13 protein-coding genes are annotated in these 18,659 nt (G+C 64.2%); 4 read left to right on the top strand and 9 right to left on the bottom strand.

Features of this window, described 5'->3' with window-relative positions; translation table 11 throughout:
- Nucleotides 1-265 precede the first annotated feature (265 nt).
- From RCH14_RS08285 to RCH14_RS08275, 3 genes are all read left to right on the top strand, one after another.
- Nucleotides 266-3,298: a TonB-dependent receptor gene (locus RCH14_RS08285; RefSeq protein WP_343025662.1), complete on the top strand. Its 3,033-nt coding sequence runs from the start codon at nucleotides 266-268 to the stop codon at nucleotides 3,296-3,298.
- Nucleotides 3,299-3,438: 140 nt separating this feature from the next.
- On the top strand, nucleotides 3,439-4,149 hold the full coding sequence (locus RCH14_RS08280; protein WP_343025661.1) for a SapC family protein: 711 nt from the start codon (nucleotides 3,439-3,441) through the stop codon (nucleotides 4,147-4,149).
- Entirely contained in the window at nucleotides 4,133-5,146 is a 1,014-nt protein-coding gene (locus RCH14_RS08275; RefSeq protein WP_343025660.1) for a cupin-like domain-containing protein, read from the top strand. The genes RCH14_RS08280 and RCH14_RS08275 overlap by 17 nt, the downstream gene beginning before the upstream one ends.
- Before the next feature lie 241 nt (nucleotides 5,147-5,387).
- Here RCH14_RS08275 and RCH14_RS08270 read toward each other — a convergent pair whose 3' ends face one another.
- The 9 genes from RCH14_RS08270 to RCH14_RS08230 form a co-directional block, all read right to left on the bottom strand.
- Entirely contained in the window at nucleotides 5,388-6,695 is a 1,308-nt protein-coding gene (locus tag RCH14_RS08270; protein WP_343025659.1) for a sugar MFS transporter, read from the bottom strand.
- A gap of 10 nt (nucleotides 6,696-6,705) precedes the next feature.
- On the bottom strand, nucleotides 6,706-7,689 hold the full coding sequence (locus RCH14_RS08265) for a glucokinase (RefSeq protein WP_343025658.1): 984 nt from the start codon (nucleotides 7,687-7,689) through the stop codon (nucleotides 6,706-6,708).
- Nucleotides 7,686-10,205 carry a glycoside hydrolase family 3 N-terminal domain-containing protein gene (locus RCH14_RS08260; protein WP_343025657.1) on the bottom strand — a complete coding sequence of 840 codons (2,520 nt, stop codon included), beginning with the start codon at nucleotides 10,203-10,205 and terminating at the stop codon, nucleotides 7,686-7,688. Before RCH14_RS08260 ends, RCH14_RS08265 begins: the two co-directional genes overlap by 4 nt.
- A gap of 45 nt (nucleotides 10,206-10,250) precedes the next feature.
- Nucleotides 10,251-11,615 (bottom strand): GH1 family beta-glucosidase, encoded by a 1,365-nt coding sequence (locus RCH14_RS08255; protein WP_343025656.1) that lies wholly within the window; start codon nucleotides 11,613-11,615, stop codon nucleotides 10,251-10,253.
- A gap of 131 nt (nucleotides 11,616-11,746) precedes the next feature.
- Nucleotides 11,747-12,799: a LacI family DNA-binding transcriptional regulator gene (locus RCH14_RS08250; protein ID WP_343025655.1), complete on the bottom strand. Its 1,053-nt coding sequence runs from the start codon at nucleotides 12,797-12,799 to the stop codon at nucleotides 11,747-11,749.
- A 52-nt stretch (nucleotides 12,800-12,851) separates the two neighbouring features.
- On the bottom strand, nucleotides 12,852-13,931 hold the full coding sequence (locus RCH14_RS08245) for an ABC transporter ATP-binding protein (RefSeq protein WP_343025654.1): 1,080 nt from the start codon (nucleotides 13,929-13,931) through the stop codon (nucleotides 12,852-12,854).
- A 5-nt stretch (nucleotides 13,932-13,936) separates the two neighbouring features.
- Complete coding sequence (locus RCH14_RS08240; RefSeq protein WP_343025653.1) at nucleotides 13,937-14,767, bottom strand: carbohydrate ABC transporter permease; 831 nt, start codon at nucleotides 14,765-14,767, stop codon at nucleotides 13,937-13,939.
- Complete coding sequence (locus RCH14_RS08235) at nucleotides 14,764-15,657, bottom strand: sugar ABC transporter permease (protein ID WP_343025652.1); 894 nt, start codon at nucleotides 15,655-15,657, stop codon at nucleotides 14,764-14,766. Before RCH14_RS08235 ends, RCH14_RS08240 begins: the two co-directional genes overlap by 4 nt.
- 4 nt (nucleotides 15,658-15,661) lie before the next feature.
- A complete protein-coding gene (locus tag RCH14_RS08230; protein WP_343025651.1) occupies nucleotides 15,662-16,924 on the bottom strand; it encodes an ABC transporter substrate-binding protein in 1,263 nt (420 codons plus the stop codon).
- A 409-nt stretch (nucleotides 16,925-17,333) separates the two neighbouring features.
- On the opposite strand from RCH14_RS08230, the gene RCH14_RS08225 reads away from it, so the two are divergent.
- Nucleotides 17,334-18,365 carry an HD domain-containing phosphohydrolase gene (locus RCH14_RS08225; protein WP_343025650.1) on the top strand — a complete coding sequence of 344 codons (1,032 nt, stop codon included), beginning with the start codon at nucleotides 17,334-17,336 and terminating at the stop codon, nucleotides 18,363-18,365.
- Nucleotides 18,366-18,659 lie beyond the last annotated feature (294 nt).

Below are 18,659 nucleotides of genomic sequence, written 5' to 3'. Positions count from 1 at the left end.
GCGACGGATAAATTACCTTCGATCCCCGCTTGGCGCAATTCGCCAAGGAGCCGAGGACACATGACACAGTGCAGCGCGCACCCGGCGATTTACGCAGCGAGGCCATCGGTACCAACCGATCGGTCTCGCTGTACCACATGGTGGCGTGTCGCCGGGCAAGGAGGCGCCCGGGTTTGAAAGGCAGTACCCGGGGCAGCGGCGACGCATCCGGATGGCGGAGACACCGTGTCTGAGCACGGTCATATTTATAAAAACAGGAGAAGACATGTACTACCCAAAGGCTAAACAGACCTTGATCAGTCTGGCAGTTGCCAGCGCATGCGCGGCGTTCATGCCGGCGTTTGCCCAGGAAGCGGCCAGCATGCCGCCAGCTGAAACCGCCACCAGCGCCCCTAGCCAGGCGGTCGACGCGGCCAGCAACCCTACCGCATCGATCACCGGCCCGGCCCAGAACGGCACGCAGACCGTTGTCGTGACGGGCCTGCGTGCCAGTCTCGAATCGTCGATGAACCTCAAGCGCAATGCGCAGGGCTTCGTGGACGGCATCGTCGCCGAGGACATCGGCAAATTCCCCGACACGAACCTGGCCGAGTCGCTGCAGCGTATTTCGGGCGTGTCGATCGACCGCGAAATCGGCGAAGGCTCGAAGATCACCGTGCGTGGCGTGGGCCCCGACTTCAACCTGGTGCTGCTCAATGGCCGCCAGATGCCGGTGTCTAACCTGGGCGATCGCAATGGCCGCGCGTTCGACTTCGCCAACATCGCCTCCGAAGCCATCTCGCAGCTGCAGGTCTACAAATCGAGCCGCGCCGAGACCCCGACCGGCGGCGTGGGCGCGACCATCAACGTGATCACCGCGCGGCCGCTGTCGCGCCCCGGCATGCAGGCCAGCATCGGCATCAAGGGCGTGCACGACACGTCGGCCACCAATCTGCCGGACGGCCTGCAGCACGGCAACAAGATCACACCGGAAGTCTCGGGTATCTACTCCAACACCTCGGCCGACGGCCGCTTCGGCATCGGCCTGTCGGCCAGCTACCAGGAACGCAACCTGGGCTACAACCGCGCGTCGGTGGCCAATGGCTGGAAGGGCCCGTTCCGCGGCGACCAGGCTACCTACGGCGCGATCCCGCTGCCAGGCCAGCCGGGATCGGAGCTGATCACGAACCGTCCTGGTCCGACCGATCTGTACCAGACCCCGCAGAATCTGAACTACAACCTGAGCGGCGTGCAGCGCGAGCGCACCAATGGCCAGGTCGTGTTCCAGTTCGCACCGAACAAGTCGATCACCAGCACCCTCGACTACACCTATTCGGAAAACAAGATCCACACCCGCCGCAACGACATGTCGGCGTGGTTCAACTTCGGCCCGTCGTCGAGCAGCTGGACCGATGGTCCGATCGCCGGTCCGCTGACCTACACCGAATTCATCCCGGCCGGTAACGCTGACATCGCTATGGGCGTGTCGGACTTCGCCACCCGCAGCGAAAACAAATCGCTGGGCTTCAACACCGTCTGGCGCGTCACGCCCGAGCTGCGCTTTGAACTCGATGCGCACAGCTCGTCGGCAGAATCGACCCCGAACAGCCCGTTTGGTTCGAGCAACGTGATCGGCACCGCCAGCTTCAGCCGCGGCAATACCACCGCCGACTTCTCGCAAGACTTCCCGGTCCTGAGCATCCAGGGTGCCGACTACGCGCGCGCCCCGCAGCAGGTGACCGGCTCGGTGTTCGAAAACGGCTACATGAAGACCGAAGTCGACCAGATCCAGACGCACGGCAGCTGGAAAGTGCTGGAAGCATCCGAGGTCAAGTTCGGCCTGGGCGCGACCAAGGTCGATTACCGCTCGGCGTTTTCGGTGCAGCAGCGCGACACCTGGGGCGGCGCCACGCAGGCTTCTGACTACCCGGCCAGCCTGTTTACGGTCGACAGCCTGGGCAAGTATTTTGATCAGGTCAACGGCAGCAACAATCCGGCCCTGTTCGACCGCTTCCACACCTTCAATTTCAACCAGATCCGCGACATCGTGGCGCAGGCGTCAGGCCTGCCGCAGCTGTACGTGCCGAAGACCACCTACGACACCGACCGCCGCACCGAAGAAAAATCGAAGAGCCTGTACCTGCAGTTCAACACCGAGTGGGACACGCGCTTCCCGATCAATACCTCGCTCGGCGTGCGTTACGAGAAGACGGACGTCAGCTCCACCGCACTGGTGCCGACCCCGATCGCGATCAGCTGGGTCTCGCAGAACGAGCTGCCAGTGGTGTTCGGCCAATCCGGTTTCACCACGCTGAAAGGCAACTACAGCCACGTGCTGCCAAGCTTTGATGCCGACATCGCGCTGCGCGACGACATCAAGGGCCGCTTCAGCTACGGTCACACCATCGGTCGCCCACGCTACGACCAGATCGCCGGCGGCCAGGTGCTCGACACGCTGGCGCGCGTCGAAGGGGGTACCGGCTCGCAGGGCAACCCGGCACTGGAGCCGGTCAAGTCGAAGAACTTTGACATCGCCCTCGAGTGGTACTACGGCCGCCAGAGCTTCATTTCGGTCAACCACTTCCGCAAGCAGCTCGAGAACTACGCCGGCCAGTCGCAGGTCATCGCCCAGCCGTTCGGCGTGCGCACACCGGTCGGCGGCGCCTACTGGAATGCGGCGCTGGGTAGCTGCACGACGGCAGACACCACCTGCATCCGCAACTACATCTTCCGCAACTTCAACGGCCAGCCGGGCGTGGTAGCGGGGGCGAACAACGCGTCGGGCGATGCCACCGGCACCATCACGGCCATCGGCACCGATCCGGTCGCGAACTTCCGCATCACGTCGTACTCGAACCAGAAGAAGGCGAACATCCGCGGCCTGGAATTCAACCTCCAGCACATGTTCGGCAACAGCGGCTTCGGCGTGCAGGCCAACTACACCTACGTCAATTCGGGACTGAAGTACGACAACGGCAGCGTGGGCGAGCAGTTTGCGCTGGTTGGCCTGGGCGACTCGGCCAACCTGGTGGGTATCTTCGAGAACGACAAGTGGAACGTGCGCGCGGCCTACAACTGGCGCGACGAATTCCTGTCGTCGACGTTCGACGGCTCGGGCCCAAACCCGAACTACGTCGAAGCCTACGGCCAGCTTGACCTGAGCGTCGGCTACAACGTCAACAAGAATCTGTCGGTGTCGTTCGAGGGCATCAACCTGACCGACGAGATCCAGCGCACGCACGGCCGCACCAAGCAGCAGGTGCTGTTCGTGACGCAATCGGGTCCGCGTTACATGCTCGCGGCGCGCTACAAATTCTGATCGCGCAGCATCTGGCCGGCGCCGGTTTTCGGGAGTAGACTTCCCGCACACCGGCCCTGCAACCGCAGCGGCGGGTCGGCATCAGCCGGCCCGCCGCTGTCGTTTCATCGCGTGATTCCAACAACGACAACGAGACATCCATGCCCAATATCGCCCTGCTGAACAATATCGAACACAAAGATCTGCGCATCCTCGCCGGCCACCGCCCCGGCCTGGGCAGCGAAGTCGCGTGGGTGCCGACCTTCGCCGACGAATTCCGCTCGCTGCAGGGGATCTATCCGATCATCTTCCGCCAGCTCGAAGACGGCGCGAACTTTGAAGCGATCGCGCTGCTGGGCTTTACCGAAGACGAAAACCTGTTCCTGCAAGACGGCCGCTGGGATGCGCCGCTCGTGCCATGGATGCACGAGCGTCAGCCGTTCTACATCGGCCGCAATGGCAACGAGCTGATGATCCAGGTCGACCTCGACCACCCGCGCGTGAGCACGACCGAGGGCGAGCCGGTGTTCATGCCGCATGGCGGGAATACCGAGTATCTGGAAAAGGTCAGCACCATGCTGTCGAATATCCACAATGGCGTGCAGGCCAATATCGGTTTTCTCGAAGCACTCAAGCGCCATGACCTGCTCGATGCGTTCGTGCTCGACATGGAATTCGACAATGGCGCGCAACACCGCCTGGGCGGCTTCTTCACGATCCACGAAGAACGCCTGGGCGCGCTCGATGGCGCCGTCATCGCCGAACTGCATGCAGCAGGTTACCTGGCGCCGATCTACTTCGCACTGGCCTCGCTGTCGAACTTCCGCAATCTGATCGACCGCAAGAACAACCGCGATGCCGCCGGCCGCTAACGCCATCCGCGAGCTCGCCGGTGTAACGCCGGCCGATCTCGATGCAACGATCCCGGCGTCGACCGAGCCGCTGCTGCTGCGCGGCCTGGTGGCCCACTGGCCGGTGGTCGCGGCAGGGCGCCAGTCGCCGCAGGCAGCGCTCGACTATCTGCGCCGCTGGTGCGGCGACGCCACCGTCAATGCGATGCTCGGCCCGCCCGACATCGACGGCCGCTTCTTCTACAACGCCGCGCTCGACGGCTTCAATTTCCAGTCGCTGCGGGTGCGGCTCGATGCCGTGCTGGATGAACTGGCAAAGCACCTGGCCACGCCGGCGCCGCCCGCCATCTACGTTGGCTCGACCACGATCGACGGTGCGCTGCCGGGATTCAGACGCGAGAACGATGTCGACCTTGGTCCGCGCGACCCGCTGGCGTCGATCTGGATCGGCAACCGCACACGCATCTCCGCCCACTACGACTTGCCGGACAACCTGGCCTGCATCGCGGCCGGGCGGCGCCGCTTCACGCTGTTCCCGCCGGGGCAGCAGCACAATCTGTACATCGGCCCGATCGACCTGACGCCCGCCGGCCAGCCCATCAGCCTGGTCGATTTCGCACAGCCCGACCTTGCGCGCTTCCCGCGCTTTGCCGACGCGCTGACGCATGCGCAGACGGCGGAACTTGGCCCCGGCGACGCGCTCTTCATCCCCAGCATGTGGTGGCACCATGTCGAGGCCCTGGACGACGTCAATGTGCTGGTCAACTACTGGTGGCGCCAGTCGCCGGACTGGATGGACACGCCCAACAACGCGCTGATGCACGCCCTGATGACGGTGCGCGACCTGCCGCCAGCGCAGCGCGCGGCGTGGGCCGAGCTGTTCCGGCACTATGTGTTCGAGGCCGATGACGACACGGCAGCGCATATCCCGCCAGGCGCACGCGGCCTGCTCGACCCGATGGACGACAACGCGTCTCGCATGGTGCGCGCGCAGCTCCTCAAGCGCCTGAACCGGTAACGTCCACCAAAAAGCGGGGGGCAGGACTGACATTTGGACACGGTCTCGACCGCCGGTAGGGTGGACGGCTCGCCCGTCCACGCGTCCAACGATCCGCGCCGGGACGCAAGGGTGAGTTTGAACGCGCGGACGGCGTAGCCGTCCACCCTACGGTAGGGTCCACCGCACCCAAAAAAGCATCCACTGCACCCAAAAAAATGCCCGCATCATGTGCGGGCATTTTTCATCATGACGGCGACGTTTAGTCAGTCACCACCTTCTGCTTGTGCAGATCGGCGTATTTGATGCCGTAGTACAGGATGAACAGGTAGCATGCTGCTGGCACCAGGAACGAGATCTGCAGACCGATGGTGTCGGCCAGGATGCCCTGGATGAAAGGCACGATTGCGCCACCGACGATGGCCATGCACAGGATGCCGGAACCCTGGCCCGTGAACTTGCCCAGGCCGTGCAGCGCCATGCTGAAGATGGTTGGGAACATGATCGAGTTGCACAGGCCGACTGCGATGATCGCCCACATTGCCAGGCTGCCATCGGTGAAGATTGCGGTGAGTACCAGTGCCATCGAACCGAGCGCGGTAACAGCCAGCGACTTGCCCGGGCTGACGTAGCGCATCACGCCAAAGCCGATGAAGCGGCCCACCAGCGCGCCGCCCCAGTACAGGCTGACATAGCTGGCCGCGTCGGCATGCGACAGCCCTGCAATGTGCGGCTCGCCGATGAAGTTGATCAGGAAGCTGCCGATACTGACTTCAGCGCCCACGTACAGGAAGATGCCCAGCGCGCCGAGCACCAGGTGGCGGTACGCCATCGCGCCGCCCTTGCCATCAGCCGAGGCAGTGGTGGTGTCCTGAAACGCGATCTTCGGCAGGCGCGCCAGCGCGAACAGCACGGCCAGCAGCACAAGCGCCGCGGCCAGGCCCAGGTACGGGCCCTGCACGGCAGCCGCTTCGGCCGCGCGGTGCGCAACCTGCTCGGCTTCTGGCAGCAGTGCCAGCTGGTCGGCGGAGAGGACCACCGTCGACAGGATCAGGAAGCCGCCCAGCGCTGGCGCCACCGTGGTGCCGAGCGCATTGAAGGCCTGCGTGAGCGTCAGGCGGCTGGCGGCGGTGCGCGCAGGGCCAAGGACGGTGACGTACGGATTGGCCGCGACCTGCAGGATCGTGATCCCGCTGGCCAGCACGAACAGCGCGAACAGGAACAGGCCATAGCCGCCGTTCGAGGCCGGATAGAACAGCGCGCAGCCGGTGGCGGCGACCAGCAGGCCGGCGACGGCGCCGTTCTGGTAACCCAGGCGGCGAATCAGCGCGCCGGCTGGCAGCGAGACGACGACGTAGGCGCCGAAGAAGCACAGCTGCACCAGCATCGCCTGCATATAGGTGAGGGTGTAGATCGATTTCAGGTGCGGGATCAGCACGTCGTTGAGTGACGTGATCAGGCCCCACATGAAGAACAGGATGGTGACGATGAACAGCGCCCCGGTATGCGTATTGCGTTCGCCGTCCGTTGATGCACTGGCCACGGTCGGGGTCTGGATGGGATTCTGCATGGTCTCTCCGTTATTGGTGCAGACTAAAAATTTGATCCGACAGCATAGCCGAAACCCCGCGCAAGGCGGGATACTGTTCAGTAATCAAGTAGGTCGGTATGCGCGCCAGATAGTCGCCCAGGCGGCCCTTGTCTTCGAAGCGCGCGCGAAACGCCGACTGCTCGAACAGCACGCCCAGGCGCGGCACGATGCCACCGCCGATATACATGCCGCCGGTCGCACCAAGTGTGAGCGCGACGTTGCCGGCCACGCTGCCCAGGATGGCGCAGAATACCCGCACCGAGCCCTGGCACTCGAGACACGAACCGTCGAGGGCCGCCGTGGTGATATCGGCCGCCTTCATGCGCCGGCTGGTGCGGGCCCAGTGGATCAGCTCCAGCCCCATGCCCGACAGCAGGCGCTCGGCCGACACGTGGCCGTACTCGCTCCATAGCGCCTCGAGGATCGCCACCTCGTCGCGGTTGACGGGGGCGAAGCTCACGTGCCCCCCTTCGCCCGACAGCGCAATCCAGCGCCCGCCGGCCGGGACCACGCCCGAGACACCGAGGCCCGTACCGGGGCCAATCAGGCCGATGGTCCGGTTAGGCAGTTCGATGCCGCCGCCGATGCGCTGGCGCCCGCCGGGCGGAAGGTGCGGCAGCGCCATCGCCAGCGCCACGAAGTCGTTGACCATCAACAGCGTGGTCAAGCCCAGTTCCTGCCGCAACGCTTCGATCGAAAAGGCCCAGTGGTGGTTGGTCATCCGGATCTCGTCGCCTTCGACCGGATTGGCAATCGCCAGCGCCGCATGGCGCACGCTGTCGACCGCCATCCCGCGCGCGCGCGCGCCTTCGAGGTAGGCGCGGATCGCGTCGCCCAGCGTCGGGTAGCTGGTGCCGGCCAGCACCTCGACGTCGTCGAAGCCGCCAGCCGGATCGGACTGCAGCGCGAAGCGCGCATTGGTGCCGCCGATGTCGGCCAGCAGCCGCAGTCCTTGCGTCGCTGCTGCCGTCATTTCAGGTCCTCGCAGCGCACGGCGTCAGCCTCTTTGGCAGCGCCGCCGGCGATCTCGATGTTCGCGAAAGCAGCGGTGAACGGGCCGTCGCTGGTGACGCTGAACGGCGTGTCCACCTTGGCCAGGTCCAGCCCCTTGGCCTGGAAGCAGCTCAGCGGGATCGAGACCGTGTGCTTGCCGCCGTCGGCCAGGCGCTTGAACAGGCTCGTGGCATCCAGCGCCGTGTCGTTCGCGCCCTGGCGCATCGCGAGCATGACCTTGCCGGTGGGCGCCTTGGCGACCATGGTATCGAAGCGCAGCGCGCCATCCTTTGCCGCTGCCGCCGGCACGACCATGGCGCGAGCACCGCGTGCTTCGAGCGTGGCCGGCCCGGTCCAGGCACCCATCTTGGCATCCTGTTGGGTATTGACCTGCGCGGTCGTCACGACGATGCCCGGCAGCGTGAAGCTGGCATTCAGGTCGGCGCCCAGCACCGTGGTTTGCCCACCGCTGCGGATCGCCAGCGGGAAGCTGGTGCGGTCGGCCTGGCTGAACACGGGGAAGGTATTGCCGGCGCTGCAGCCGCCTTGCGGAATCGTTTCATCGAGCTTGCCCAGTTTCGAGCGCGTGCCCGCCTTCAGGCCGTAGCCGTAGGCGAACAGCGGTGCGTACTCCTTGTCGCCGACGTTGAGCTTGACCTGGCAGGCCGACTTTGGCCACGAGAACGGCAGCGTGCCGCGGAAGTCGTAACGCTTGCCACCTGCGATCAACAGGTCCGACACGCCCTTGCCTTCGGAGCCCGGCAGCCAGGCCGAGATGAAGGTGTCGGACAGATTGAGCAGGTCATTGCCGTACACCGGCCGTCCGGTGACCATCACGGTAATCACCGGTTTGCCCTTGCCGGCCACCGCCTGCAGCACGGCCAGGTCTTCCGGATAGCGGCTGCTGTGGCGCAGCGTGCCGGATGGGTGGATGTCGCCATCGCCTTCCGCATACGGGCGCTCGCCGATGACGGCAATCACCGTGTCGAACTGCGTCACGTCGACGTCTTTCGCGTCGACGCTGAAGCGGACGTTGTCGCTGCCTGCCGCGTCGCGAATGCCCGTCAGGATCGTGTCCGCGTTCTTGAAGTCGGCATTCGTGGTGGCGGTGCCCTGCCACGTGATCGACCAGCCGCCGCTCTGGTTCGACAGCTCGTCGGCGCTCTTGCCCACGACGAGGATTTTCTGGCCACGCTTCAGGGGCAGGGCCGGGCCTTCGTTCTTGAGCAGCACGAGCGACTCGCGCACGGCCTGGCGCGCCAGCGCGCGTGCCTGCATCGCATCATCCTTGCCGGCATACGCGTTCTGGCTCGGGCTCTTGTCGAACAGGCCGGCGCGCAGCTTGACGCGGATGATGCGGGTCACCGCATCGTCAATGCGCGCCATCGGGATCTCGCCCGACTCGACCTGCTTGATCGTGTTGGCGATGAAGGCCTTCCAGTCGTCCGGCACCATGAACATGTCGTTGCCGGCGTTGACCGCCTGGGCGCAGCTGTCGTTGCGGCAGCCTTTCACTTCGCCGATGCCGTTCCAGTCAGTGACGACAAAGCCATCGAAGCCCATCTTGTTCTTGAGGATGTCGGTGATCGCCACCTTGCTGCCATGGAGCTTGCCATGTTCGACGCCGGTCGCCGTGTCGGTCCAGCTGTTGAACGAGGTCATGACCGTCTGGGCGCCAGCGCTCAGGGCCGGCGCATAACCAGCGCCATGGATGTTGATCAGGTCAAGGGCGCTGGCCTCGGTCACGCCACGGTCCTTGCCGTTCTTGGTGCCACCATCGCCGATGAAGTGCTTGGCGGTGGCAATGGTGTTGGCGTCGTCCTTGAACGCGCCCTGCATGCCTTTGACGTATTCGCCCGCGTAGCTGCGCACGACTTCCGGATGCTCGGCATAGCTTTCATAGGTGCGGCCCCAGCGATCGTCGCGCACGACGGCCAGCGTCGGGCCGAATACCCAGGCGATGCCGGTCGCGCGCACGGCCTTTGCAGTGGCCGCGCCGATCTCGCGCATCAGCTTCGGATTGCGCGCCGCGCCCAGCCCGATATTGTGCGGGAACAGCGTGGCGCCCGGCACGTTGTTGTGGCCATGGACCGCGTCGGTCCCCCACACGACCGGGACCTTGATCGCCATGTCGGTCTTCATCGACGCGTCGTGGTACGCCTGCGCCAGCGCCAGCCATTCCTTCGCGCTGGCTGCCTTGTTCCCGTTCGGCCAGCTGCCGCCGCCATTGAGCACCGAGCCCAGATAGTATTTGGTCACGTCGGCCGGCGTCGCAGTCTTGATCTCGGGCTGCGTCATCTGGCCGACTTTCTGGGCCAGCGTCATCTTGCTGACGATCTCCTGGACACGCTTCTCGAGCGCGGCGTCTTTCTTGATCGCGCTGGTCACGCGCGGCCAGTCGGCCAGTTTGGTGTCGACCGGGGCGGCATGCGCGAAGGCGGGCAGGGCAAGGGCGATCGCAAGGGCGAGCAGGGAAGGGCGAAGCGTGGCTGTCATGGTTTGTCTCGTTCGTTGTCGTTATATGGATTCATGCATAGGGATTCATGCCTTGCGCAGGAAGGCGCCGTACCATTTGCCGCTGCTCTTGAGGCGGCGTTGCTGCGTAGCGTAATCGATGTGCACGAGGCCAAAGCGCTTCAGATAGCCTTCGGCCCACTCGAAGTTGTCGAGCAGGCTCCAGGCGAAGTAGCCCTTGACTGGCGCGCCACCGTCGATCGCGGCCTTGAGCGAAGCCAGGTGGCGCATCAAGTAATGGCGGCGCTGCACATCGTCGATCTCGCCGTCGGCGCCCACCACGTCGTCAAAGGCCGAACCGTTTTCGGTCACGTACATCGGGCCTGGATGGTAGTCGTTCTCGATGCGCAGCAAGAGTTCGGCCAGGCCCTCGGGCACCACCGGCCAGCCCATTGCGGTGATCTCGCCTTCGGTGGTCGGTAGCACCTTCGCGTCCAGCGGCGCGTGGCCGGCGGCATGCGCGACGGTTTCGGGGAAGTAGTAATTCACGCCCATGAAATCGGTCTTGACCGCGATGGCTTCCATGTCGCCCGGTGCGATATCGGGCACCGCGGCGCCGATCTGTGCGAACGTGGATTCAGGATAGCCACGGCCGAACAGCGGATCGAGGAACCAGCGGTAGCGCAGGCCGTCGTGGCGTTCTTTTGCCGCGATGTCCAGGGCGCTGCTGCTTGCCGCGCGCAGCGGATGCAGGCTGACGGCCATGCCGACCTGCGCGTCCGGCACGTTCGCGCGGATCAGCGGCACCGCCTTGCCGTGCGAGACGAGCACATTGTGCGCGACCTGCAGCGCCGCCTTCAGGTCGGTCTTGCCGGGCGCATGCCAGCCTTCGAAGTTGCCGATGATCGCCGTGCACCATGGCTCGTTGTGGGTGATCCAGTGCTTGACGCGGTCGCCCAGCGTGCGCGTCATGGCGTCGGTGTACTCGAGGAAGGCATCGATCGTCGCGCGCTGTTCCCAGCCGCCCGCATCCTGCAGCGTTTGCGGCAAGTCCCAGTGGTACAGCGTGGCCCATGGCTGCAAGCCGCGCTCGAGCATGCCGTCGACCAGGCGCGAATAGAAATCCAGGCCCTTCTGGTTTGGCGCGCCGCCGGCTTCGCTATAGACGCGCGGCCAGGCGATCGAGAAGCGGTAGGCATTCAGGCCCATCCCGCGCGCGATGTCGAAGTCTTCCGGCCAGCGGTGGTAATGGTCGCAGGCGACCAGGCCGTTGGAGCCGTCGCGGATGGTGCCGGGCGTGGCGGCGAAGCGGTCCCAGATCGATTCGACGCGGCCGTCGTCGCGGCCGGCGCCTTCGATCTGATAGGACGATGTGGCGCAGCCCCACAAAAAGTCGCGGGCAAAATCGCTGCGCTGCGGCGCTTGTGGCTCGGGGCGGTTGGCAGTGGTCATGTGTCTCGTTTTATCTGGTCAATAAGGTCTGAATGAAATTTTCGGGAAAACATCCAAGTCGTTTGGAAAGCTTTCCAGTTTGTGTCCAAAAAAATGGCCGCGCGCGGCCCGTGCTGGCTGGGCCAGCGACGTCATGTTTTCTTGCCCTCGTGTTTGGCTTTGGGCTTGGCCTTGCCGCCGCCAACCTTGGCCAGCGACGCGCGCATCGTCACGCTGACGGGGAACGTGCGCGTCACCGGGCGTCCAAGGTCATAGCAGCGATTGAGCAGGGCGTTGATGCCGCCCAGCGTCATCTCGCGCCACGGCATGTGCACCGACGTCAGGCGCGGCGCCGCGAATTCGGCGCTGGGCGTGTCGTCGTAACCGATCACCGACAGGTCGCGCGGCACGCTGATGCCGGCTTCCTGGAAGTACGACAGCGCGCCGACTGCCATCTCGTCGTTGGCGCAGAACAGCGCCGTGCACGGCGTCTTCGATTCGACCAGCGCCTTGGCCGCCAGCCAGCCGCCCTGCGGCGAAAAGTCGCTTTCGGCGATCCAGACCTTGTCGGTATCGAGGCCTTCGGCCAGCAGCTCGTGCATGAAGCCATCGACACGCGCCACGTTGTCGACCAGCGCATTCGGCCCGGCGATGACGGCGATGTCGCGGTGGCCATGGTCGAGCAGCGCGCGCGCCGCGAGGCGCCCGCCCAGCGCATGGTCGACCGTGAAGCACTGGCCCGGCAGGTCGGCGAAATCGTGGTTGAGCGAGACGATCGTGCGGCGCTTGGCGCCCAGCGCGGCGATGTCGTCGTCGGTCAGTGCGCTGGTCATCACGATCAGCCCATCGCAGCCGCGCTCGATGAGAAACTCGATGCCTTCAATGGCCTGGTTGCGCACGTCGCCCAGGCCCACGCCAAAGGCCACCACCATGTGCAGGCCGGCGGCGCGCAGTTCGGTATCGATGATCTGCAGGATCGGCGTGTAGAAGGTGCCCGACAACACCGGGATATAGACGCCGACCATCCGGCTGGTACCCGACAACAGGGCGCGCGCCGCGTGTGACGGGCGAAAACCCAGCTCGTCGATCGCTTTGCGCACGCGCTCGAGCGTGGCAGGCGAGACCGAGCCTTTGCCGCTGACCACGCGCGAGGCGGTGCCGAGACCGACGCCGGCCAGCCGCGCTACGTCCTTGATTGTCGCCACGTGCGATTCCTGTTCGATGAGTGGATCAAAAGAGCCGCCAAGCATACTGTATTCATCTGACTATGGCATCCCTGTTTACAGCCGATTGCAGGCGATTGCCGGTGGACCCGTCGAACAATGACACCCTGTCCGCATCGATCGCACAACGCACCGACTGGCCGGCTGCCAGCGGCCGCGCATCGTGCACGATGGCGGACAACGCCTGGCCGGCGCAGTCCAGCCACACCACCTGGTGATTACCCATCGGCTCAACCAGCGTGACGTTGGCCTGCAGGGGGCCATGCTCGTCGATCCGGATATGTTCGGGACGCGCGGCCAACGTCACGGTGCCCGCGGCGGCGGGGCGCGCCAACTGCAGCGTGACGCCGCCAGCGCAAAAGCCCCCGGTCGCGTCGATGCTGCCGTCAATAAAATTCATCGACGGCGAGCCGAGAAAGCCCGCCACAAAGCGGTTTGCCGGCGTGTCGTACACCTCGGCCGGCGTACCGATCTGCTGGATGCGACCGCCCTGCATCACGACGATGCGGGTGGCCAGCGTCATCGCCTCGGCCTGGTCGTGCGTCACGTAGATCATCGTCGAACCCAGGCGCTGGTGCAGCAGCTTGAGTTCGCGCCGCAGTTCGGCGCGCAGCTTGGCGTCCAGGTTCGACAGCGGCTCGTCGAACAGGTACACGCCCGCTTCGCGCACCAGCGCGCGCCCGATAGCGACGCGCTGGCGCTGGCCGCCCGAGAGCTGCGCCGGCTTGCGATCAAGCAGGGTATCCAGTTGCAGCATCTCGGCCGTGCGGCGCACGCGGCACGTCACTTCCGCCTTCGGCGTGCCGGCAATGCGCAGGCCGAACGACATGTTCTTCTCGACCGTCATCGTCGGATACAGCGCGTACGACTGGAACACCATGCCGATTCCGCGCTCGCTCGGATCGGCGTGGCTCATGTCGCGCCCGCCGATTTCGATGGTGCCGCCCGAGATGTCGATCAGGCCGGCGATGCTGTGCAACAGCGTGGATTTACCGCAGCCCGACGGGCCGAGCAGCACGAGGAACTCGCCCGGTGCGATCTCCAGATCGAGGTCGCGGATGATCTCGTTGCTGCCGCGGGTGATGCACAGTTTGCGCAGATGGACATTCGACATGAGGGTCAGCCTTTCACGGCGCCGGCGGCGATACCGCGCACGAACCAGCGTCCGGAGATGAAGTAGATCACCAGCGGCACGGCGGCCGTCAGGATGGTTGCGGCCATGTTCACGTTGTACATGCGGGTGCCGGTGGTGGTGTTGATCACGTTATTGAGCTGCACCGTCATTGGCAGGTTATCGCGCCCGGCAAACACCAGGCCCAGGATGTAATCGTTCCAGACGCCCGTGACCTGCATGATCGCGGCCACCACGATGATCGGCAGCGACATCGGCAGCATCACCTGCAGGAAGATCCGCCAGAAGCCGGCGCCATCGATGCGCGCGGCCTGAAACAACTCGTGCGGTACCGATGCATAGTAATTCCGGAACAGCAGCGTCATGAGCGGCATGCCGAAGATGACGTGTACCACGACGATCGCCGGCAGCGAGCCGAAGACGCCGGCATGCGCCATCATCCATACCAGCGGATAAATCATCACCTGCACGGGGATGAAGGCGCCGGCCAGCAGCACGCCGAACAGCAGGTTCGCGCCACGCGGGCGCCAGAACGACAGCGCATAGCCATTGATCGCGCCAAGCAGGATCGGGATCACGGTACTGGGCACGGCGATCGCCACCGAATTCCAGAAGCCCTGGCTGACCGCGCCCCAGGCCGCGCGCCACGGGTCGAGCGTGGCCACGCCCGGCAGGGCGAACACATTGCCCATCCTGATTTCGGCCATCGGCTTGAACGACGTGATGACCATGACGTACAGCGGCAGCAAAAAGAACAAAGCAGCGCTCAGCAAAAAGGCGTAGATGCCGATGCGGGCAGGCGAGAGGCGCGCTGTCATGCGTGCCCGCCGTTCAGGCGCGCGCGGCGGCTGCGCGCATACGCATATGGCGCGAGCAGTGCCAGCACTGGCACCAGCAGCGTCACGGCGCCGGCCGATGCCAGGCCGATGTTCGAGCGCAGGAACAGATGGTCCATGATGAACTTGGCCGGCACTTCGCTGGCGATGCCGGGGCCGCCCTGCGTCATCGCGACGACGGCGTCGAACAGCTTGACGACGGCGGTCGAAAGCAGCAGGAACACGGTCGCCACCGTGGGGCCGAGCATCGGCAGCACGATCTGCAGATACACGCGCCAGGCCGGAATGCCATCCAGGCGCGCGGCGTTGTAAATCTCTGGATCGATGCCGCGCAGGCCGGCCAGCATCAGCGCCATGACCAGGCCCGAGCCCTGCCACACGGTGGCGATGACGACGGTGTAGATCACCAGATCCTGGTGCACGATCCAGTCGAACGAAAAACTGGGAAAGCCCAGCTGGCGTACAGCGCCTTCGATACCACTGCCGGGCGCCAGCAGCCATTGCCACACCAGACCGGTGGCGATGAACGACATCGCATACGGATACAGGAACACGGTGCGCAGCAGGCCTTCGCCTTTCACGTTCTGGTCGATGAACACGGCCAGCAAAAAGCCGATGACCATGCAGGCGACGATGAACACCGCGCCGTAGACGGCCAGGTTATGCAGCGAGAGCAGCCAGCGCTCGTTGTCGAACAGGCGCACGTACTGCGCCACGCCGATGAATTTATCTGACGGGAAGGTGCGCGAGGCGGTGAACGACGTGCGCAGGGTCCACAGCGCGCCGCCGACGTAGGCCAGCAGCACTGTGAGCGCCATGGGCAGCAGGGCGATGTGGGGACTGAGGTGCCTGAAGAGTCGGGATGCGTGCATGGTCTCAGTACTTCAAGGCGCGGGCAATGCTGCGCTGGACCTTCTCGACCCGCGTGTCCATATTCCAGTACGCGGTCAGGATGTCCTGCATTGCCCCGTTCTGGTCGGGCGTCAGATAGACCTCGGTCACGCCGACCTGGCGCGAGCGGTCCTTGATGATGGCCACGCCCTTTTGCGCGCACACGTCGAGCTCATTGGACTGGGCATCCAGGCGCACGGGGATCGAGCCTTTCAGCTTGCTGAAGGCGATCTGCAATGCGGGCTGCGACACGACTTGCGCCAGCAGTTGCTGGGCCTTGATGGCGTCCGGCTTGTCGGTGCGCGGGAAAACAAAGACGTCGCCCTGCATCAGGTACGGCGTGTCGGGCTTGAGGCCGGCGATGCAGCCGTAGTGCTGGCCGGGCAACTGGCCGGCGTTGGTGAATTCGCCCTTGGCCCAGTCGCCCATTACCTGAAAGCCCGCACGGCCACTGATGACCAGCGCGGTGGCGTCGTTCCAGTTACGCCCCGGCGCGCCGGGATCGACATACGACTTCATGCGCTTGAAGGCCAGCAGCACGTCGCGAAAGGCGGGCGAGAGGATCGTGGCCTGGTCGCGGTCGCGGATCACTTTCAGGTACAGTTCGCGCCCGCCGATATTGGCGAGTAAAGCCGAAAACAGCACGGTCTCCTGCCACGACTGGCCGCCGTGGGCCAGCGGAATGAGACCTGCGGCCTTGAGCTTGTCGAGCGCGGCGAAGAGTTCCGGCATGCTCGCCGGTTCGCGCGTGATGCCGGCCTTCCTGAAGGCGGCTTTCGAGTACCAGATCCACGTCTGCATGTGGATATTGAGCGGCACTGCGTAGTAGTGGCCGTCGTGCTTGATGACGTCGATCAGGGGCTCGGGCAGGATGCGGTCCCAGTCCTGGGCCTTGGCGACGGCATCGACATTGTTGAGCATATTCTGCTCGATGACGTCGGTGAACTGCCTGGAGGTGTTGAACTGCGCAGCGGTCGGCGGGTTGCCGCCGATGATGCGGTTGATGGTGACGGCGCGCGACTGGTCGCCGCCCGCGATGGCGCTGTCGACCCACACGCCGCCGGCATTGCGAAACGCCTGAGCGACCTGCTTGACGGCGTTCGATTCGCCGCCGGAGGTCCACCAGTGGATGACTTCTGCTTTCGGTGCGGCCGCACTGGCTGGCGGGCTACCGAGCACGATACTCAGCGCCCCTGCAGCGGCGCACAACCATGCGCAGGCTGCTGCCAGGTTGCGGGATTTGACCATCTTGTCTCCATTCAGTGCCATGTTTTTTTGGCACGTTGGAAACGTTACCATTGGCTTTGCCCGACTATAGCATCGGGTCAATTGACGGTCAAACTAAACTTACGGATTGTAATTGTTGAACGGACGTTCGACCATGGGCAAGGTACGCAAGTCCGAATTCAGGCAGCACGCGAAGCGGAAAAACGGACATGATTTTCGTCATCGTGTAGAGTAATAGTCAATCTTTCAAGCAGGTGAAAATCGGGTTGTCACGCTTGCAGATGGCGCGAAGCTTCGGAGGCATGTTGAGAAATTCGAAAACATTTCCACGTGAACGATACCGCGGGACCCATGTTGATCGAGCAGGCCTGTTTGTCTGCCATATCGGTGCAACATCCACCGCGCTGACCATTGCGCATGGCAGCAAGCGATGAGTCGCCCGGTCATTTTACTGGTCGACGATGAGCCCGCTAATCTGGCGATGATGCGCAAGGTGCTCAGCGACGACTACACCCTGGTGTTTGCCCGCAACGGCGCCGAAACGATGGCCGCGCTCCACAAGCATCGGCCGGCCATGGTGTTGCTGGACATCGGCCTGCCAGACATCAATGGCTATGACCTCTGCCTCAAAATCAAGCAGAGCGATACCACCGGGACCATCCAGGTCATTTTCGTGACGGCGTACGCCGATCCCGTGAACGAAGCCGCCGGTTTTTTCGCTGGCGGCGTCGACTACATCACCAAACCCGTGTCGCCGCCGATCGTGCGTGCGCGCGTCGCCAGCCATTTGTCCCAGGTACGGGCGGAATTATTGGCCAGGAGTTACCGGGAGGCGATCTCGATGCTGGGCCAGGCGGGGCATTTCAACGATACCGATACCGGTGCGCATATCTGGCGCATGGCTGCCTATGCAAAAGCGCTTGCCAAAGGAGCAGGGTGGAGCGCCGAAGACAGCGATCAGCTCGAACTGGCAGCCCCGATGCATGACACCGGCAAGATAGGCATTCCCCAGGCAATCCTGCGCAAACCCGGTCCACTGGATGATGCCGAGTGGGCCATCATGAGAACCCATCCGCAGATCGGTTACGACATTCTGAGCAAAAGCGCAGCACAGGTGTTTCAGCTCGCAGCCGAAGTGGCGTTGCATCACCACGAGAAATGGGATGGTAGCGGCTATCCGGCCGGCCTGGCTGGCGAAGCCATTCCCCAATCGGCGCGCCTGGTGGCGCTCGCCGACGTGTTCGACGCCCTGAGCATGCAGCGCCCATACAAGGAAGCGTGGCCTGTCGAAAAAATCGTGGCCTATGTGGATGTCCGTTCAGGGGCCGATTTCGATCCTGCTCTGGTGGCCGTGTTTCACAGGACGCTGCCGGAGCTGCTCGACATTCAGCAGACATGGGATGCGCGGGATAGCGACCTGGAGCATGCGTCCGGGACAGTGCAGAAAAAAAGCCTGACCTGAAAGGACGGGCTTTTTTGAAAGCCGGTACCAGCTGCCGGTTTCGAACTGGCTATCTGATGATTACGAATCACCCCACATGGTGATGGGCGTCATCGTGCCCGGCTAACCAAGGGAAAGTTGGGCGACCTTCTCCTTCTTCATTGACTTTTCGGCAGCTTTCGGGTTGACCACGACCTCCACTTCGGTCAGGGGAATCGCGATGAGTTGCACAGACGCAAATTGCACCCTGAACGATGCTTCGACAATGCGATATTGACGTCGACGTTACTGCTGTTCCAAGCTCGCGCCCAGGCG

The sequence above is a fragment of the Massilia sp. MP_M2 genome (assembly GCF_039123635.1).
Classification (GTDB): domain Bacteria; phylum Pseudomonadota; class Gammaproteobacteria; order Burkholderiales; family Burkholderiaceae_D; genus Telluria.
This window is presented reverse-complemented; position numbering and strand designations above follow the sequence as displayed.

Excerpts from the sequence above, each read along its gene's own strand:
- RCH14_RS08285 (WP_343025662.1), top strand. The coding sequence starts at position 266 with ATGTACTACCCAAAGGCTAAACAGACCTTGATCAGTCTGGCAGTTGCC.
- RCH14_RS08280 (WP_343025661.1), top strand. The coding sequence starts at position 3,439 with ATGCCCAATATCGCCCTGCTGAACAATATCGAACACAAAGATCTGCGC.
- RCH14_RS08275 (WP_343025660.1), top strand. The coding sequence starts at position 4,133 with ATGCCGCCGGCCGCTAACGCCATCCGCGAGCTCGCCGGTGTAACGCCG.
- RCH14_RS08270 (WP_343025659.1), bottom strand. The coding sequence starts at position 6,695 with ATGCAGAATCCCATCCAGACCCCGACCGTGGCCAGTGCATCAACGGAC.
- RCH14_RS08265 (WP_343025658.1), bottom strand. The coding sequence starts at position 7,689 with ATGACGGCAGCAGCGACGCAAGGACTGCGGCTGCTGGCCGACATCGGC.
- RCH14_RS08260 (WP_343025657.1), bottom strand. The coding sequence starts at position 10,205 with ATGACAGCCACGCTTCGCCCTTCCCTGCTCGCCCTTGCGATCGCCCTT.
- RCH14_RS08255 (WP_343025656.1), bottom strand. The coding sequence starts at position 11,615 with ATGACCACTGCCAACCGCCCCGAGCCACAAGCGCCGCAGCGCAGCGAT.
- RCH14_RS08245 (WP_343025654.1), bottom strand. The coding sequence starts at position 13,931 with ATGTCGAATGTCCATCTGCGCAAACTGTGCATCACCCGCGGCAGCAAC.
- RCH14_RS08240 (WP_343025653.1), bottom strand. The coding sequence starts at position 14,767 with ATGACAGCGCGCCTCTCGCCTGCCCGCATCGGCATCTACGCCTTTTTG.
- RCH14_RS08235 (WP_343025652.1), bottom strand. The coding sequence starts at position 15,657 with ATGCACGCATCCCGACTCTTCAGGCACCTCAGTCCCCACATCGCCCTG.
- RCH14_RS08230 (WP_343025651.1), bottom strand. The coding sequence starts at position 16,924 with ATGGTCAAATCCCGCAACCTGGCAGCAGCCTGCGCATGGTTGTGCGCC.
- RCH14_RS08225 (WP_343025650.1), top strand. The coding sequence starts at position 17,334 with ATGAGTCGCCCGGTCATTTTACTGGTCGACGATGAGCCCGCTAATCTG.